Here is a 15,006-nt window from a genome sequence, read left to right as displayed (position 1 = left end):
AACGAGGCACAAGCTACCCGCGGGGCAGGGAGCCTGCGAGCCAGGAATCCATTCGGCTCAGCTCGCCGGGCGGTGGCGCAGGGGGCGGGTCAGGATGAGCGGAATTGGACGAGGAACCGGCCCGTCCGGGGAGGTGACACGATGTCGCTGCTGTCCGGAGTGCGTCTGCCGCTGCCGCTGCCGACCGTGCCACCGCTGCCCTGGGGTTTGGCCGGCGGTCTGGCCGCCGGCGTGCGCGGAGCCGCGGACGTGACCGCGACGCTGCTCGGGATCGAACGGCGGGACGTGTGGTCCCGTCCGGGGCGCTGCCACATCGAGGCGCGCGGTGTACGAGGACCCAGCGGGACCTGGGTCGGCCGCGTCGTGGAGCACGCGCTGGAGCAGCATCCCGGCGTCCTGTGGGCGCGGGTGAACGCGCCCGCCGAGCGGGTCGTCGTCGAACTGGCCTCGCCACCACCACCGCTGCGGGAACTCGTCGAGATCATCGACCACGCGGAGTCCCACGGGGCCGCCGCCATCGGGGGATCGGGCCTGTTCGACGGGTGGTGCCCCGAGCCGCATCACCCGTCGGAGGCACCCGGCAGGCGCCCGGCGCTCCCGGTTCTCGCGGCGGACGTGGCGGGTCTGCTCCTCACGGCAGCCACGCGGCTGTCGCCGTGGACACCTCTGCCCGCCGAGGTGGGAGCGCTCGCCACGGCCGTGCAGCAGCATCCCTGGCTGCGCCGTGTGGTGCTGCCGGGCTTGAACGCGCAGGACGGCCGCGGATCGGTCGTTCCGGTGCTCAATGCCTTCGTCCAGGGTGTGGCCACGCGCGGCGGCGGCCTCGTACTCGACGTCGCGCAGCGCGTGGCGCAGTGGCGCGAGGCGAACGCGGCACTCGAGGCATGGGCGGAGGCGGAGCCCCGTCTCGTGCGGGGACCGCAGGACGCGCAGGCCGAGCCGATCGTGGTGGAACGGCCGGCGGTGCACGAGGACGTGACCGCACGCTACGCCGAACGGGCCATGGGGGCCGCCGCGGCCGTCGGTGCCCTGGCCATGCCGTACGCGGGCCCCCGGCGGGCGCTCGCGGTGGCGCTGTCGGGCCTGCCGAAGGCACCGGAGGCCGGGCGTGAGGGCTTCGCCACAACCCTCGGCCGGTATCTCGCGCTGCGCGGCGTCGTGGCCATGGACCGCAGTGCGCTGCGCCGGCTCGGGCAGGTGGACACCGTGCTTCTCGACGTGGACGTGCTGCGCGGTGGCCGGCACGAACTGACCGAGCTGGAGCTGCTCGGCGGCACCGAGCCCGCGGAGGTCTCCGACCGGCTCTTCAGCCTGTTCGATCCATCCGCACCCGGTCGGATCGAGCATGACGAAGACGGCTGGGCGCTCGGCCCGCTCGAGGACCTCGAGCTCACCGGCCGCACCGGACGGCGGCACGCGGACCGGATACGGAGCCGGGGCGGTGAACTGGTACTGGGCCTGGCGTTCCGGCGCCGCCTGACGGCCGTCGCCGGCGTGGCGGTGCAGACGCTCCCGGGTGCCCAGGCCCTGGCGGCGGCGGCCCGTCGGTCCGGGATCCGGGTGGTCCTCGCAGGCGACCAGCCCTACCCAGAGCTCGGCTTCGTCGACGCGATGGTGCCCGGGGGGAACGATCTGGTGGCGTCGGTCCGCGCGTTGCAGGCGGACGGCGCGGTGGTGCTGCTGGTGTCCGGGAACCGCCGGGCTCTCGGGGCCTCCGACTGCGGCATCGGGGTCCACCGCGAGGGCGAGCCGCCCGCCTGGGGCGCACACCTGCTGGTCGGCACCGACCTCGACTCGGTCGCGCTGGTCCTGAGCGGCGTCGGTGCGGCCCGGCAGGTCGACCGGGACAGCGCGGTACTGGCCGCGAGCGGCAGCGGAATCGGCGCGGTGGCGGCGATGCGGGCACCGGTCGGCGAGGCGTGCTCGCGCGGTCAGGCTGCGTGCAACACCGCCGGAGGCGTCGCGTTCGGCCTTGCAGTCTGGCGGGCCAGGCAGTTGTGCTCCCACCCCATCACCCCGTCCGTGGAGACCGTGCCCTGGCATCTGATGCCGCCCTCCCGGGTCCTCGACCGGCTGCGCACAAGCGGCGAGGGGCTGTCGGACGGAGAGGCCGCGACACGGGCCAAGGGCGGTTCGGGGTCCGCCACGACACCCGGGACCACACTGCTGTCGGCGTTCGTCGAGGAGCTGGCCAACCCGCTGACACCGGTGCTGGCCGGCGGCGCCGCCCTGGCCGCTGCCGTGGGCTCGCGGGCGGACGCCGCGCTGGTCGCCTCCATCACCGCCACATCGGCGCTGGTCGGCGGGTTCCAGCGAGTCCGGACCGAACGCGCCCTCGCCGAGCTGACCGCCCGCTCGGCGGTCGGGGCGCGGGTACGGCGCGGGGGCCGTGAGCGGCTGGTCACCGCCGAGGACCTGGTACCCGGGGACATCGTCCTGCTCAGGCCCGAGGACGTCGTGCCGGCCGACTGCCGGCTGCTGGAGGCCGACGGGCTCGAGGTCGACGAGTCGTCGCTGACCGGTGAGGCCCTGCCCGTGCCCAAGGACCCGGCTCCCGTGGTGGCCGCGCAACTCACCGACCGCCGTTCGATGCTCTACGAGGGCACCACCGTCTCCGCCGGGGAGGCGCTCGCGGTGGTCGTGGCCACGGGCGCCGCCACCGAGGTCGGGCGCACCATGGCCACGGCGCGGGAGGCGGCACCGGTTACCGGGGTCGAGGCACGGCTGTCGTCGCTGACCAAGGCGAGTCTGCCGGTGGCGACGGTCTCCGCGCTGGCGGTGGCCGGAGCCGGGATGCTGCACGGGCGCCCGCTGGCCCAGAGCCTGGCGTCGGCGGTGAACCTGGCGGTCGCATCCGTCCCCGAGGGGCTGCCGTTCCTCGTCAACGCCGCCCAGCTGGCCTCCGCCCGACGGCTGGCCGACCACGGCGCGCTGGTGCGCAATCCGCGCACGATCGAGGCGCTGGGCCGGGCCGATGTGCTGTGCTTCGACAAGACAGGCACGCTCACCGAGGGGAATCTGCAGCTCGCGGCCCTCAGCGACGGGGACCGTATGCTCCCCGTCGACCGGCTCGGCGCGCCGCACAAGGCGATCCTGGCGGCCGCGCTACGGGCCACGCCCGCCGCCCGGCAGTCCGAGCCGATGGCCCATCAGACCGATCGGGCCGTGGACGCGGGCGCCCGCCGGGCACGGGTGCCGGCCGGCCGCGGGGCGCCCCGCTGGCGGCGCACCGACACCCTTCCCTTCGACCCCTCCCGCGCCTACCACGCCACGGCGGGCCGCACCGAGGACGGCATCCTGCTCAGCGTGAAGGGCGCCCCGGAGACGGTGCTCGAGCGTTGCCGGCGCAGGCGCCTGGACGGCGCCGAGACGGTGCTCGACCGATCCGGACGCGGCGCGCTCACCGCGGCGACCGAGGAACTCGCGGGTGCGGGACGCCGTGTCCTCGCGGTGGCCGAACGCACCATGCGACCCGGTGAGGAGCTCACCGACGACGCGGTACAGGACCTGGTCTTCCTCGGATTCGTGGTGCTGGCCGACCCGGTGCGCCCCGGTGCCGCCTCGGCCACCGCCCGGCTGCGCGCCGCCGGTGTGCACACGGTTCTGCTCACCGGGGACCACGCCGCCACCGCCGAGGCCATCGCGGCCGCGGTCACCGGTGATCCGGACCAGACGGTGTGCACCGGACCGGAGTTGGACGAGCTGGACGACGACGCGCTCGACGTGCTGCTGCCCAAGGTGGATGTGATCGCCCGGTGCACCCCGCGCCACAAGGTGCGTATCGTCCAGGCGTTCCAGCGTCTCGGACGGGTCGTGGCGATGACCGGTGACGGTGCGAACGACGCCCCCGCCATCCGTCTCGCCGACGTCGGTATCGCCCTGGGGCGGCGGGGCACGCCCGCGGCCACCGCCGCGGCCGATCTGGTCATCGGTGACGACCGTCTGGAGACGATCGTCACCGCTCTCACCGAGGGCAGGGCGATGTGGGCCTCGGTCAGGACGGCGCTCGCCATCCTGATCGGCGGCAACCTCGGCGAGGTCACCTTCGGAGTGCTCACATCAGCGCTCGCGGGCAGCTCACCGCTGAGCGCACGCCAGATCATGCTGGTCAACCTGCTGACCGATCTCGCTCCCGCGCTGTCCATCGCCGTCCGCACCCCGGCCGAGAGCGCAGGCGAGCAACTGCTGGAGGAGGGTCCCCAGCAGTCGCTCGGCACCGCGCTCACCCAGGAGATGCTCCAGCGCGGGCTGACCACCGCCCTCGGCGCGGGGCTCGCCTGGACGGCCGCGCGCTTCACGGGCACACAGCGCCGCGCCGCCACGGTGGCACTGGCCGCCGTGGTCGGCACCCAGCTCGCACAGACCCTCATCAGCGGCGGTACGGACCGTCAGGTGCTGGCCGCCACCATCGGCTCCGCCGCGGTCCTGGTCGGGATCATCCAGACCCCGGGGATCAGCCAGTTCTTCGGATCCACCCCGCTCGGCCCGGTGGGCTGGGGCATCGCCCTGACGGCCATCACCGGCGCCATGCTGCTGCATTCGGCGTTGAAGCCGCTCTCGTGCCGCCTGGCCGGAATCGGCCTGCTGAACCGGGAGTCCACGGAGAGCGACGCCGGCGGCTCCGTACCGCCGCAGTCGGCCGCGACCGCCCTCGCCATGGTGCCCCTGACCTGGCTGGGCGGCGCGTTGTCCCGCTTGGGTGTGTCGGTACCGGGTCTCGGACCGTCGGCCGACCCGGACGCAGACCTGTCGTAGGCCTGCTCGGGCACGACCGGCCACCGGTCGTCCGGGAGCGGTCGTGCCACGGAGACGGGAAGCCGCCGTCGGCAGCCGGATCCCCGACTGCCGACGGCGGCTTTCGTCCGGCCCGTTCGCGGGCCCGGCTCAGGCCGGGCTGTTGCGCAGCTCCGTCAGCGTCGCCGCGGTCAGCGGTCGAGGGCTGTGGTCCGGGTCGACGAGGACGACGGTGCAGTCGGCCGCGTGGGTGAGGGCGGTGGTGAAGCTGCCGTCGGCGAACTGGGCGAGCGGGCCCCGTGGGGAGCGGCCCACGGCGACGGTGCGGGCGTGGACGTCCGAGGCGTGCTGGGCCAGCACACGACCGGCGGCCGCGTGGTCCCCGACGCTGGTGAGGATCTGGCCGGTGGCGGGGATGCCGTGTGCGGCGAGGCGGTCGAGGTGGACGGTCACCGCGGCGCGCGCCTGCTCGGTGTCCTCGGTGTCGACGGCCTGTTCCTCGACGACGGCGGTCTGCTGCACATGGACGACCTCCAGGGGGCTGCCTGCGTCACGGGCGAGTTGTGCAGCGGCGTCGACGATGACGGCGGCCCGGTCGTGTGCGCCGACGGCGACGATGAGCGGAGGTGTGCCGGGCGCGGCCGCGGCGCCGACCGGGGTGAGCGTCGCGGTGACGGGCGGTCCGTCCACGGTCTGCTGTTCGGCCCGGCGGAGCAGGCGGTGCCCGGTGGCCAGGACGGGGATGGCGAGCACGAACGTCGCGGCGCCGACGTAGAAGGGGACGCTCAGGTCGGTGGCGTCGGCGAGCTTGCCGGCGACGTAGGGGGCGAGGCCGCCGCCGATGAAGCGCAGGAAGCCGTAGGCCGAGGAGGCAACGGGACGCTCGACGGGGGAGACGAGCATGACGGCCTGGGTGGTGAGGGTGTTGTTGATGCCGATGAAGGCGCCGCTGACGATGACCGCCACGATGACCACGCCCGGAGTGCTGACACCGGCGGCGATGACGGCCATCACGATGCCGAGGCCGAGCAGGTTGGCGTACAGGACCGGGGCCGTGCCGTAACGGGCCTGCAGGCGCGGCGCGAAGAAGACGCTGAAGGCCGCCACCAGCAGGCCCCAGCCGGTGAAGACCAGGCCGAGCTGATGCGCGTCCAGCTCCATGGGGTAGGGGGCGTAGCCGAGCATGGTGAAGAAGCCCCAGTTGTACAGCAGGGCCATGATGCCCATGGTCAGCAGTCCGCGGTGGCGCAACGCCTTGAGCGGGGCCAGGGGCGATGTCCGGTGTTGCGGTTTGGGCAGGGAGGGTACGAAGGCGATGGTCGCGGCCAGGGCGATCGCCATGAGGACGGCGACCCCGAAGAAGGGGCCGCGCCAGCTGATGGCGCCCAACTCGCCGCCCAGCAGCGGGCCCACGGCGATACCGAGGCCCAGGGCCGTTTCGTACAGGATGATCGCGCCGCCGAAGCCGCCGCTGGCCGAGGCGACGATGACGGCCAGCGAGGTGGCGATGAAGAGCGCGTTGCCGAGCCCCCATCCGGCGCGGAAGCCGACTATGCCGTTGATGGAGCCGCTGGTGCCGGCCAGTGCGGCGAACACGACGATGATGACCAGGCCTATGACCAGGGTGCGCTTGGCGCCGAAGCGGCTGGAGACCCAGCCGACTATCAGCATCGCCACGGCGGTGACGATCAGGTAGCTGCTGAACAGCAGGGAGACCTGGCTGGGCGTGGCGTGCAGGCTCTCGGCGAGGGCGGGCAGGATCGGGTCGACCAGTCCGATGCCCATGAACGAGATGACGCAGGCGAACGCGACGGCCCAGACGGCCTTGGGTTGCTTGAACGGGCTGGCGGCCGTCCCGTGCGATGCACTCATTGCAGTGTTCTCTTTCGAGCGGAGTCGTTGAGTTCGAGCGGTGTCGGGAGTGCGCGTGATGGGGGTGAAGGAGGCAGGGGTCAGAAGCGGGCTTGGCGCTGCTGGATCGCCCGGGCGAGAGCCGGAAGTGCGGCCTTGACCGCACGCTGCTCGGGACCGGTCAGTTCCTCGACCAGCTCCTGCAGCGCCTCGGCGTGCTCGGTGCGGCGCTGCCGGAAGACCTCGAGGCCGGTCTCGGTGGCCTGGACCAGTACGCCTCGCCCGTCGCTGCTGTCGGCGACGCGCCGCACCAGACCGGCACGCTCCATACGCGTGACGAGCTGGGTCATGTTCGGCTGGGAGACCCGTTCGGCCCGGGCCAGTTCGGTCAGCCGATACGGACCTTCGCGGCTCAGCCGGCCCAGGGCGGACGCTGCCGCGATGCTCAGGCTCGCGGTGGTGGCGCTGGAGCGTACATAACGCACCAACTGCTCCACCGCGATCATCAGGTCCTCAGGTGATGCCGCGGGAGTCTCAGGGTCCATAACCCGATTATGCATAACCGCATTATGCATCTAGGTGTAGTGCGAAACAATAGTTCGGTCGGGCCATGTCGAGCCGATGGGGCCGCGGCCTGTTCGCCGGCGCCCCGAGACCGGAGCCGGAGCGGCATGAGCTTCCGGAATAGACAGACCTGTCTGTTAGTTTGTGCAGGTGCCCGAGCCGTCGGGCCCCGCACGGAACGAGGTGGCCGTCATGCCCGCGACAGTGAAGCGACTTCCCGCCCGGGAGCGGATCCTGAGCACGGCCGGTGATCTGTTCGCGGCGCACGGGCTGCGCGGGGTCGGCGTGGACCGCATCATCGCGGACTCGGGCGTCGCCAAGGCCACCCTGTACGCGCACTTCCCGTCCAAGGACGCGTTGGCGGCGGCGTATCTGCGCCGTACCGACGACTCCTGGCGCGGCAAGTTGCGCCGGGCGGCACTTGCCGCGGGGAGCGACCCCCGTGAGCGACTGGTCGGCATGTTCGACGCCGTCGCCGAGTCCTACCGCCGCCACGGATTCCACGGCTGCCCGTTCATCAACGCGGCTGCCGAGAGCGAGCCCGGCAGCGCGCCGTACACCGTGACGGTCGAGCACAAGCGGTCCGTCCGCGACTGGGTGCGCTCCCTGGCCGAGGAGGCCGGCGCCGAGGACCCGGACGAGCTGGCGCTTCAGCTCACGCTGCTCATCGACGGCACGCTGGCGGCGGGCAAGCTCGAGCAGAACCCCGCCATGCCGACGGCCGCCAAGGCCGCGGCGCGTGCCCTGGTCGACCTGGCCGTACCCGCCGGCCGCTGACCCCAGACCTCGTCCCCCGGCCCGGCGCCGGGGGACGGCCCGATCCCTCGACAAGACAGACCTGTCTGTCCGAAAGGAAAAACCGACCATGACAGCCCGCACCCTGGTCCTGCTCGCCCATCCCGACCTGGGCCGGTCCCGGATCAACTCCGCGCTGGCCGACGCCGTACGGGACCTGGACCATGTGACGCTGCACGACATCCACGCCGCCTACCCCGACCGGGTCATCGATGTGACCGCCGAGCAGCGGCTGGTGCGCGAGCACGACGTGATCGTCTTCCAGTTCCCCCTCCACTGGTACTCCGTCCCCGGCTTCCTCAAGCAGTGGCTGGACGAAGTGATGCTGCGCGACTTCGCCTACGACTCCGGGCCGCTGCTCGGGGGCAAGACCCTCCAGCTGGTCACCTCCACCGGAGGTGTGGAGGAGGCCTACCGCCCCGGCGGCTTCCATTGCTTCACCATGGGGGAGCTGCTGCGGCCGCTGGAACAGACCGCCCACCGCATGGGCCTGGCGTACGCGGAACCCCTGGTCCTGCATGACGCGCGCGGCACCGGCGACGAGGAGCTCGCCCTGCATGCCAAGCGCTACCGCGAACTCCTGGCGAGCCTCGGCTGAGCGCCGGCCGCCGCACCCTCGATCGCCGACTCGGGCCAGGGGAGGGGCCCGGATACGCGATCGACGTCCCGCACACGGCCGTGCGGACGGGCGTCCGGCCGCCGACGACGGGACGGCGCGCCCACCGCCGCCCGCGTGACCGACCGGAAACGAGGCCGGGCCGCGCAGTGATGCTGCGCGGCCCGGCCGAAGGCGCCCCGAGGGCGGGGGGTCAGCGGCGGCGCCGGGTGACGCCGGGCAGTCCCACCATCCGCCAGATCCTGACTTCACGCACCAGCCCGGGCATCTCCCTGAGCAGCACGGCGGTCGCCAGGCCTGCCACGAGCAGCGCCTCGGCGATCAGTACTCGCTTGGCCATGTTCGTACTCCTAGGTCGTCGTCCGCGGTCGTGGGGGTGCCGTGTCACCCCGGGGGGAGATTCGGCATGGTCCTCGCGATCGCGTTGTGCTTCCTCCAATGGACTCCGGTCGAGCGCCGCGCGTCGGCCGTTCCGTCCTTGTGATGCCCGGTCTGACGGCTGTACGGGCCCAGGTTGCCCTGGTGCAGTCCGGAGACGTGGGTCGGTGTATCGGGCCGCACGTCCGGCTTGCCCACTCGGATGCTTCCCATCGTCCGCTCCTTGCCGGTCTACGGTTGTTCGGTCAGTTCCGCGAAGAACTGGTCGACGGCCGGCCATACCCGGCTGCCGCCGGACAGGCCCCGCCACTCCCGCCGTACGATCGCGACCACCCGGAAGCAGTCGTCGATCGGGGTGATCCAGTGCTCCCGTGCGGAGTACGCCGTGTTCACCAGCAGCGCCTCCACGTCGGGCTCCAGGGTGGCCAGCGGCGGGCAGTCCGCGACGACGTCGCTCCATGCCTCCGGATCCGCCTCCCAGCGGGTGGCGCCCGCCGGGCTCGGATAGTGCGCGGTCACGGTGCCGTCCGTGCGCCGCACGAAGAAGGCGAGCCCCACGGGGACACCCAACGCCCGAGTACCCACCGGAGGCAGGCGTACCCGCCGCTGCGGCACCAGCCGGTACCGCCCCTCACTCGCTCCCGTCTCGGTGAAGAGCAGGGAGCAGGGCCGGCAGGCGCACAGCACCTCCTCGCCGCCGCCGTCGAGCAGATGGCGGTGGGCGGAGGGGACGTCCGCGCCGCACAGGTCGCAGCGCTCCACGTCAGTGCGCCCGTCGGCGGCGGAGCGGATGACACGGGCGAGCGCGCCGGAGGTCATGACCGGTCTCCGACGGGCGCCGTACGCAGGGTGAGCGCTTCGACCGGTACGAAGGTGCTCGGCCGGCCCTCGGCCCCCGGCGCACGCTCGACGCCGGAGAGCTCGGGGGCCAGGGTGAGCACGGCCTCGCGGACCGCACTCTCCAGTTCGGTCGTGGAGGACCCGCATCCCTTGGCAGCCAGCCGCACCCGGGCGACGCCCTCCTCCACGCCCATCAGCTCGACGTCCCCGCCCCGTTCGCGCACCGAGGGACGCAGACCGGCGACGGCGCGCTCGGCCCGTCGCTCGGGCGGTTCGGGGTGGATCCCGTGGAGTACGAGGAGGTGACCGATGAGCTCGTCACCGACCATGCGCTCCACCAGGTGGGGGTGCGCACCGTCCATGACCCGGGCCAGGGCCTCGCCGTAGACCGCGGCGAGGACCTGCACCGCTTCGATCGCCGCGCCGGTCATGGGGCCGGGAGCGCCTTCGAGCTGTTCGAGCAGTAGGTCGAGCCGCGCCAGTCGCTCCGCGACCGTCGCCTCGTCGAGCCGTGCGGTCTCAGGCATGGGCCGCTCCGTACGTGGGCGAGTGCAATTTGGTGAGCGTTTGGTTCTTGCCGAGGTACATGTGTACGCCGCAGGGCAGACAGGGGTCGAAGCTGCGGACGGTGCGCATGATGTCGACGCCCTTGAAGTCGTCGGGACCGTTCTCCTCGAAGATCGGCTGTCCCATGACGGCGTCCTCGTACGGGCCGGGGGTGCCGTACATGTCCCTCGGGCTGCCGTTCCACGGTGTCGGCGGGTAGGGGTGGTAGTTCGCGATCTTCTTGTCCTTGATCACCAGGTGGTGGGACAGCACACCGCGCACCGCCTCGTGGAAGCCGCAGCCGATCGCCTCGTCCGGCACCTCGTAGTTCTCGAAGACCTTGGTCTCGCCGGCGCGGACGAAGCCCATGGCCTTCTCCAGGAAGTAGAAGGCCATGGCGGCGGCATACGCGACGAAGTACGGCCGGGCCCGGTCGCGCTCGATCGTGTTGCTCCACTGGGGGATCTTCCACTCCAGCGTCATCTCGGGCAGTTGCTCGCTCTTGGGCAGCGAGATCTGCACGCTGTGACCGGTGGCCTTGACGTACGGCGTGTCGACCAGGCCGTTCAGCGCCGTCGACCACAGCCGGGCCAGCGGGCCGCCGCCGGTGTCGAGGGCGAGGTGCTCCTCGCTCTTCTTGTCGTACCAGCGTGGGCTCATCACCCAGCTGTAGTTGCCGCTGAAGTCGCGCTTCTGCGGCATGGGGACCGTGGTCTGGTTCCAGGGGTGGCGCATGTCGACGGCGTTGCCCAGCGGATCGTGGGTGACGAACGCCTGCTCGTTGACCCAGTCCTCGTAGTAGGAACTGCCCAGCAGCACCCGGATGCCCAGGTTGATGTCGACGAGGTCGTTGGTGACGAGCTTGCCGTCCACGACGACGCCGGGGGTGACGTACATCGCCTTGCCCCACTCGCTCATCGTCTCGTAGCGGTAGTCGCACACGTCCGGGTTCTGCCAGGCGCCCCAGCAGCCCAGCAGGATGCGGCGGCGGCCGACCTCCTCGTAACCGGGCAGCGCGTCGTAGAAGAAGTCGAAGACGTCGTCGTTCATCGCGACGGCCTTCTTGACGAAGTCGATCACCCGCACCAGACGGGAGAGGTAGTCGGTGAACGTGGTCGGCTCGGGCATGGTGCCAACGCCGCCCGGATACAGGGTGGACGGGTGCACATGGCGCCCTTCCATCAGGCAGAACATCTCCCTGGTGATCCGGCTGACCTTCAGCGCCTCCTTGTACACCTCGCCCTCGAAGGGGTTGAAGGCGCGCATGATGTCGGCGATCGTCTTGTAGCCGTGGATCGCGCCGTTGCGTGCCTCGGTGCGTTCGGCCTTGGCCAGCACGCTCGGGTTGGTGGACTTGACCATGGCCTCGCAGAAGTCGACGAAGACCAGGTTGTCCTGGAAGATCGTGTGGTCGAAGATGTACTCGGCCGCCTCCCCCAGGTTGACGATGGTGTCGGCGAGCATCGGAGGCTTGACGCCGTAGGCCATCTGCTGGGCGTAGTTGGAACACGTGGTGTGGTTGTCTCCGCAGATTCCGCAGATGCGTGACGTGATGAAGCCCGCGTCGCGCGGGTCCTTTCCCCTCATGAAGACGGAGTAGCCGCGGAAGAGCGACGAAGTGCTGTGGCACTCCACCACCTCCCGGTTCGCAAAGTCGATCTTCGTGTAGATGCCGAGATTGCCGACGATCCGCGTGATCGGATCCCAGGACATGTCCACGATCTGCGCGGGTTTGCGCTTGGCGCCCCGCGCCTCGGTTGCCGTCATGTCCGTGCTTTCCTCGCTCTCTTTCGCTGGGTGTGTCTCAGGGGCGCCAGTGCGCGTCGTAACCGCTCGTCAGCTCGGCCTTGGGGTGACGCCACTTGGGTTCGCGGTTGACGGCCATGTTGGTGATGCCGCGCAGTCGACGGATGACGGCCCCGTAGGGCCTGATCAGCGCCGCGGAGAAAGTGGCGCCAGTCGGTTCGTCCATGAACGGCATGAAGGCGTCTGGGAAACCGGGCATCGTGCAGCCGATGCAGATCCCACCCACGTTCGGGCAGCCGCCCACGCCCGACATCCAGCCGCGCTTGGGCACGTTGCAGTTGACGACCGGACCCCAGCAGCCCACCTTGACCTGGCACTTGGGGGAGTTGTAGTCCTTGGCGAAGTCGGCCTGCTCGTAGTACGCGGCGCGGTCGCAGCCTTCGTGCACCGTCTTCCCGAACAGCCACTGCGGGCGCAGCATGTGGTCCAGCGGGGGCGGCGGTGCCGACCCGGCCGCGTGGTACAGGAGCCACGTCAGTGTCTCCATGAAGTTCTCGGGCTGGATCGGACAGCCCGGAATGTTCACGATCGGCAGGGCACCCTGCGATCTGAAGTCCCAGCCCAGGTAGTCGGCCAGGCCCATGGAGCCGGTCGGGTTGCCCGCCATCGCGTGGATCCCGCCGTAGGTGGCACAGGTCCCGACCGCGACGACGGCCCACGCGCGAGGCGCGAGGTGGTCGATCCACCAGTTGAGGGTGAGCGGTTTGCCGGTGTCCGGGTCGTTGCCGAACGACGTCCAGTAGCCGTCCCCCTGAATGATCTTCTGGTTGGGGATCGACCCCTCGATGACCAGGATGAACGGCTCCAACTCGCCCCGTGCCGCGGCGCGGAAGGGTGCGAGGAAGTCCTCTCCGCCCATGGTGGGTGAGAGCACCTTGTTGTGCAGGTTCACCTTGGGCAGGCCTGGCACGAGTCCGAGGACGATGTCCTCGATGGCCGGCTGACCGGCGGCCGTCATCGAGATGGTGTCGCCGTCGCAGCTCATGCCCTCGGAGATCCACAGGACATGGATTTCGTCGAAGCCGCTTCTCTGATCGGCCCTGTCGGGGTGTTGGCTGACCTTCGTGGTCCCGCTCATGTGCTCGGCCTCCCTTGCAGTCGGTCCCGGAGTCGGTCGTAGGCCGCGGCCACCGGTCCGGCGAACGCCAGGGCGGGGGGCTCGACGGGCGCGTTCGGGTGTGGTCGGGTCGGGGCGGTCCGCTTGGCCCGTGCGAGGAGCCGCCCCAGTTCGTCGAGTTCTCTCTGGGAGACCGCGTCCCGGAGCCGGGGCATCAGCTCGCCCTCCTCCTCGCGCAGATGCTCCTCGATCTCCTGGCGCAGCCGCGCGACGAGTTCGCTCTCGCGTGTGTCGTCCTCGCCGAGACGGTCGAGGGCCAGAAGGGTCTTCTCCGCCGTGATGTGCTCGGCCAGATGGTCGTCGATCACCTGCTCCGCGTCCGGGAGCACCTCCCTGGCCAGCGGGTACACCATCAGTTCCTCGACCGTCGTGTGCCTGGACAGTTCCCGTACGAGGGTCTCGACCACGGCGCGGCGCTGCGGCCCCGAGGCGGCGGCGTGATAGTCGCGGAACAGTTGCTCGACCACACGGTGGTCGTGCTTCAGCAGCTCGATGGCGTCCATGACACCCTTCCCGGTCCAGGACGGTGGTCGTCCGCCGGCCCGGCGGTGCGGTCGGCGGGGGGAGTCAGCGAGCGGATGGCGCCGTGCAGCCGGGCCATCACCTCCGGCGGCATGGCCTCGACCCGGTCCAGGATCAGCGCGGCCCTGGGGTCGGTGGCGCGTGCCTCGCGCTTCTCGTCGTCCGTGAGCACCAGCGTCCGCAGGGTCAGGATCTCGTCGATCTCCGCGGCGTCATGGAGGTCGCCCGGGCTCTCGGGCGCCACCTGGGGATGGTCGGGCAGGATGATCGGGGACGACAGCACGAGGTCGTCCGACCCCTCCGCGCCCGCCAGCACCGGGAACGTGTGCAGATTGGCGCAGTCACGGGTGTGCCCCGCGACCTCCTCCGGAGGATCGATGGAGGAGAAGAAGGCGACTTGTTCGCCGCCGATGAAGGTGTGCGTGGCGATGAGGGCATGAGCCAGGGCCTCGTCGCGTCCGGACTCGGCGGGCACACCGCGGCAGGTGTTCTCGGTGCGCACCCGCAGCCGGTACAGCGCTCCGGGGCCGGGGAGCCGCTCCGCGCGCAGTGTCGTCCTGGCCCGGACCGACCGGCGCCGGCGCACCAGACGTCCGGCACCACCCGGCAGCTCCTCGGTCTCCTCGCCGGCGGGGGCGTCGAAGTCGAACTCCCTTTCTTTGGCCACGAGATCGTCCAGCGGAACGACGAAGTCCCGCTCGCGGGGCACCGCTTCGTCGAAGGCCAGATACACCGCCCCGGAGGCCTCCACGGAGTCCGCCGGTACGTAGTGGCCCTCCTGGTCCCGGCGCTCCACGGCCCTGTGCTGCATCTGCAGGTAGCGCACGCGTACCCGGACCACTGCGCCGGGCTCCGCCCGCAGCAGGCACTCGGTCTGCTGCCGCCAGGCCTCCACGGAGCCCGAGATGCTCGGCGCCACCGGACCGTGTGCCTCCGCCCAGGCGCGCGGAGCGAGGATGCCGAACTGCCAGCGCACCCGGTTCTTGGCCGACGACCGCCGGTACGGATAGAGGAGGTAGCCCTCGTAGAGGACGGCGTCGGCGACCGCGCACGCCTCATCGACCGCGGAACCAGCCGCACGCGTGCCTCCGGACGTCCGGTCAGGGTCGCTCACCGTCGCTCCTCACTCACAGCATGTCCATATTGCAGTGGTTTACAACGATCACACCTTTTTTCATCGGCGGCGCGTATTGGCGGCGGACGGGTGAGGGACGCGTCGGGCCCGGGCCGGAGCGGG

At 71.3% G+C, this 15,006-nt stretch carries 13 protein-coding genes; 3 read left to right on the top strand and 10 right to left on the bottom strand.

Translation table 11 applies throughout. The features are described 5' to 3' along the window. The first annotated feature begins 141 nt into the window (after positions 1–141). A complete protein-coding gene (locus ADL25_RS29275; RefSeq protein WP_063805766.1) occupies positions 142–4,755 on the top strand; it encodes a cation-translocating P-type ATPase in 4,614 nt (1,537 codons plus the stop codon). A 129-nt stretch (positions 4,756–4,884) separates the two neighbouring features. Here the strand turns inward: ADL25_RS29275 and ADL25_RS29270 are convergent, their stop codons facing one another. Both ADL25_RS29270 and ADL25_RS29265 read right to left on the bottom strand, forming a co-directional pair. Beyond that, positions 4,885–6,606: an MFS transporter gene (locus ADL25_RS29270; protein ID WP_059130866.1), complete on the bottom strand. Its 1,722-nt coding sequence runs from the start codon at positions 6,604–6,606 to the stop codon at positions 4,885–4,887. Positions 6,607–6,686: 80 nt separating this feature from the next. After that, on the bottom strand, positions 6,687–7,130 hold the full coding sequence (locus tag ADL25_RS29265) for a MarR family winged helix-turn-helix transcriptional regulator (protein WP_059130865.1): 444 nt from the start codon (positions 7,128–7,130) through the stop codon (positions 6,687–6,689). A 211-nt stretch (positions 7,131–7,341) separates the two neighbouring features. Between ADL25_RS29265 and ADL25_RS29260 the strand changes: the two genes are divergently transcribed. Continuing rightward, positions 7,342–7,926: a TetR/AcrR family transcriptional regulator gene (locus ADL25_RS29260; protein ID WP_059130896.1), complete on the top strand. Its 585-nt coding sequence runs from the start codon at positions 7,342–7,344 to the stop codon at positions 7,924–7,926. A gap of 88 nt (positions 7,927–8,014) precedes the next feature. Next, a complete protein-coding gene (locus ADL25_RS29255; RefSeq protein WP_059130864.1) occupies positions 8,015–8,542 on the top strand; it encodes an NAD(P)H-dependent oxidoreductase in 528 nt (175 codons plus the stop codon). 211 nt (positions 8,543–8,753) lie between these two features. Here the strand turns inward: ADL25_RS29255 and ADL25_RS49905 are convergent, their stop codons facing one another. The 8 genes from ADL25_RS49905 to ADL25_RS29220 are packed head-to-tail and all read right to left on the bottom strand — an operon-like array spanning position 8,754 to position 14,883. After that, the gene (locus ADL25_RS49905) at positions 8,754–8,900 is read right to left on the bottom strand and encodes a hypothetical protein (RefSeq protein ID WP_181922964.1); all 147 of its coding nucleotides are present in this window, start codon (positions 8,898–8,900) and stop codon (positions 8,754–8,756) included. Between the two features lie 44 nt (positions 8,901–8,944). After that, a complete protein-coding gene (locus tag ADL25_RS29250) occupies positions 8,945–9,151 on the bottom strand; it encodes a hypothetical protein (protein ID WP_059130863.1) in 207 nt (68 codons plus the stop codon). A gap of 18 nt (positions 9,152–9,169) precedes the next feature. After that, positions 9,170–9,757 carry a DUF5947 family protein gene (locus ADL25_RS29245; protein WP_059130862.1) on the bottom strand — a complete coding sequence of 196 codons (588 nt, stop codon included), beginning with the start codon at positions 9,755–9,757 and terminating at the stop codon, positions 9,170–9,172. Next, a complete protein-coding gene (locus tag ADL25_RS29240) occupies positions 9,754–10,305 on the bottom strand; it encodes a NifU family protein (RefSeq protein ID WP_059130861.1) in 552 nt (183 codons plus the stop codon). Before ADL25_RS29240 ends, ADL25_RS29245 begins: the two co-directional genes overlap by 4 nt. After that, positions 10,298–12,091, bottom strand: a complete 1,794-nt coding sequence (locus ADL25_RS29235) for a nickel-dependent hydrogenase large subunit (RefSeq protein WP_059130860.1) — start codon at positions 12,089–12,091, stop codon at positions 10,298–10,300. Before ADL25_RS29235 ends, ADL25_RS29240 begins: the two co-directional genes overlap by 8 nt. A gap of 37 nt (positions 12,092–12,128) precedes the next feature. Then, entirely contained in the window at positions 12,129–13,208 is a 1,080-nt protein-coding gene (locus ADL25_RS29230; RefSeq protein WP_059130859.1) for a hydrogenase expression protein HypE, read from the bottom strand. After that, positions 13,205–13,750, bottom strand: coding sequence for a hemerythrin domain-containing protein (locus ADL25_RS29225; protein WP_059130858.1), 546 nt, complete (start codon positions 13,748–13,750; stop codon positions 13,205–13,207). The genes ADL25_RS29230 and ADL25_RS29225 overlap by 4 nt, the downstream gene beginning before the upstream one ends. Next, complete coding sequence (locus ADL25_RS29220; RefSeq protein ID WP_059130857.1) at positions 13,729–14,883, bottom strand: hypothetical protein; 1,155 nt, start codon at positions 14,881–14,883, stop codon at positions 13,729–13,731. Before ADL25_RS29220 ends, ADL25_RS29225 begins: the two co-directional genes overlap by 22 nt. Positions 14,884–15,006 lie beyond the last annotated feature (123 nt).

This window comes from Streptomyces sp. NRRL F-5122 (assembly GCF_001507435.1).
Taxonomy (GTDB): domain Bacteria; phylum Actinomycetota; class Actinomycetes; order Streptomycetales; family Streptomycetaceae; genus Streptomyces; species Streptomyces lannensis.
This window is presented reverse-complemented; position numbering and strand designations above follow the sequence as displayed.

Coding starts and splice junctions, on each gene's coding strand:
- ADL25_RS29270 (WP_059130866.1), bottom strand. CDS start 6,606: ATGAGTGCATCGCACGGGACGGCCGCCAGCCCGTTCAAGCAACCCAAG.
- ADL25_RS49905 (WP_181922964.1), bottom strand. CDS start 8,900: ATGGCCAAGCGAGTACTGATCGCCGAGGCGCTGCTCGTGGCAGGCCTG.
- ADL25_RS29225 (WP_059130858.1), bottom strand. CDS start 13,750: ATGGACGCCATCGAGCTGCTGAAGCACGACCACCGTGTGGTCGAGCAA.
- ADL25_RS29235 (WP_059130860.1), bottom strand. CDS start 12,091: ATGACGGCAACCGAGGCGCGGGGCGCCAAGCGCAAACCCGCGCAGATC.
- ADL25_RS29275 (WP_063805766.1), top strand. CDS start 142: ATGTCGCTGCTGTCCGGAGTGCGTCTGCCGCTGCCGCTGCCGACCGTG.
- ADL25_RS29230 (WP_059130859.1), bottom strand. CDS start 13,208: ATGAGCGGGACCACGAAGGTCAGCCAACACCCCGACAGGGCCGATCAG.
- ADL25_RS29260 (WP_059130896.1), top strand. CDS start 7,342: ATGCCCGCGACAGTGAAGCGACTTCCCGCCCGGGAGCGGATCCTGAGC.
- ADL25_RS29250 (WP_059130863.1), bottom strand. CDS start 9,151: ATGGGAAGCATCCGAGTGGGCAAGCCGGACGTGCGGCCCGATACACCG.
- ADL25_RS29255 (WP_059130864.1), top strand. CDS start 8,015: ATGACAGCCCGCACCCTGGTCCTGCTCGCCCATCCCGACCTGGGCCGG.
- ADL25_RS29245 (WP_059130862.1), bottom strand. CDS start 9,757: ATGACCTCCGGCGCGCTCGCCCGTGTCATCCGCTCCGCCGCCGACGGG.
- ADL25_RS29240 (WP_059130861.1), bottom strand. CDS start 10,305: ATGCCTGAGACCGCACGGCTCGACGAGGCGACGGTCGCGGAGCGACTG.
- ADL25_RS29265 (WP_059130865.1), bottom strand. CDS start 7,130: ATGGACCCTGAGACTCCCGCGGCATCACCTGAGGACCTGATGATCGCG.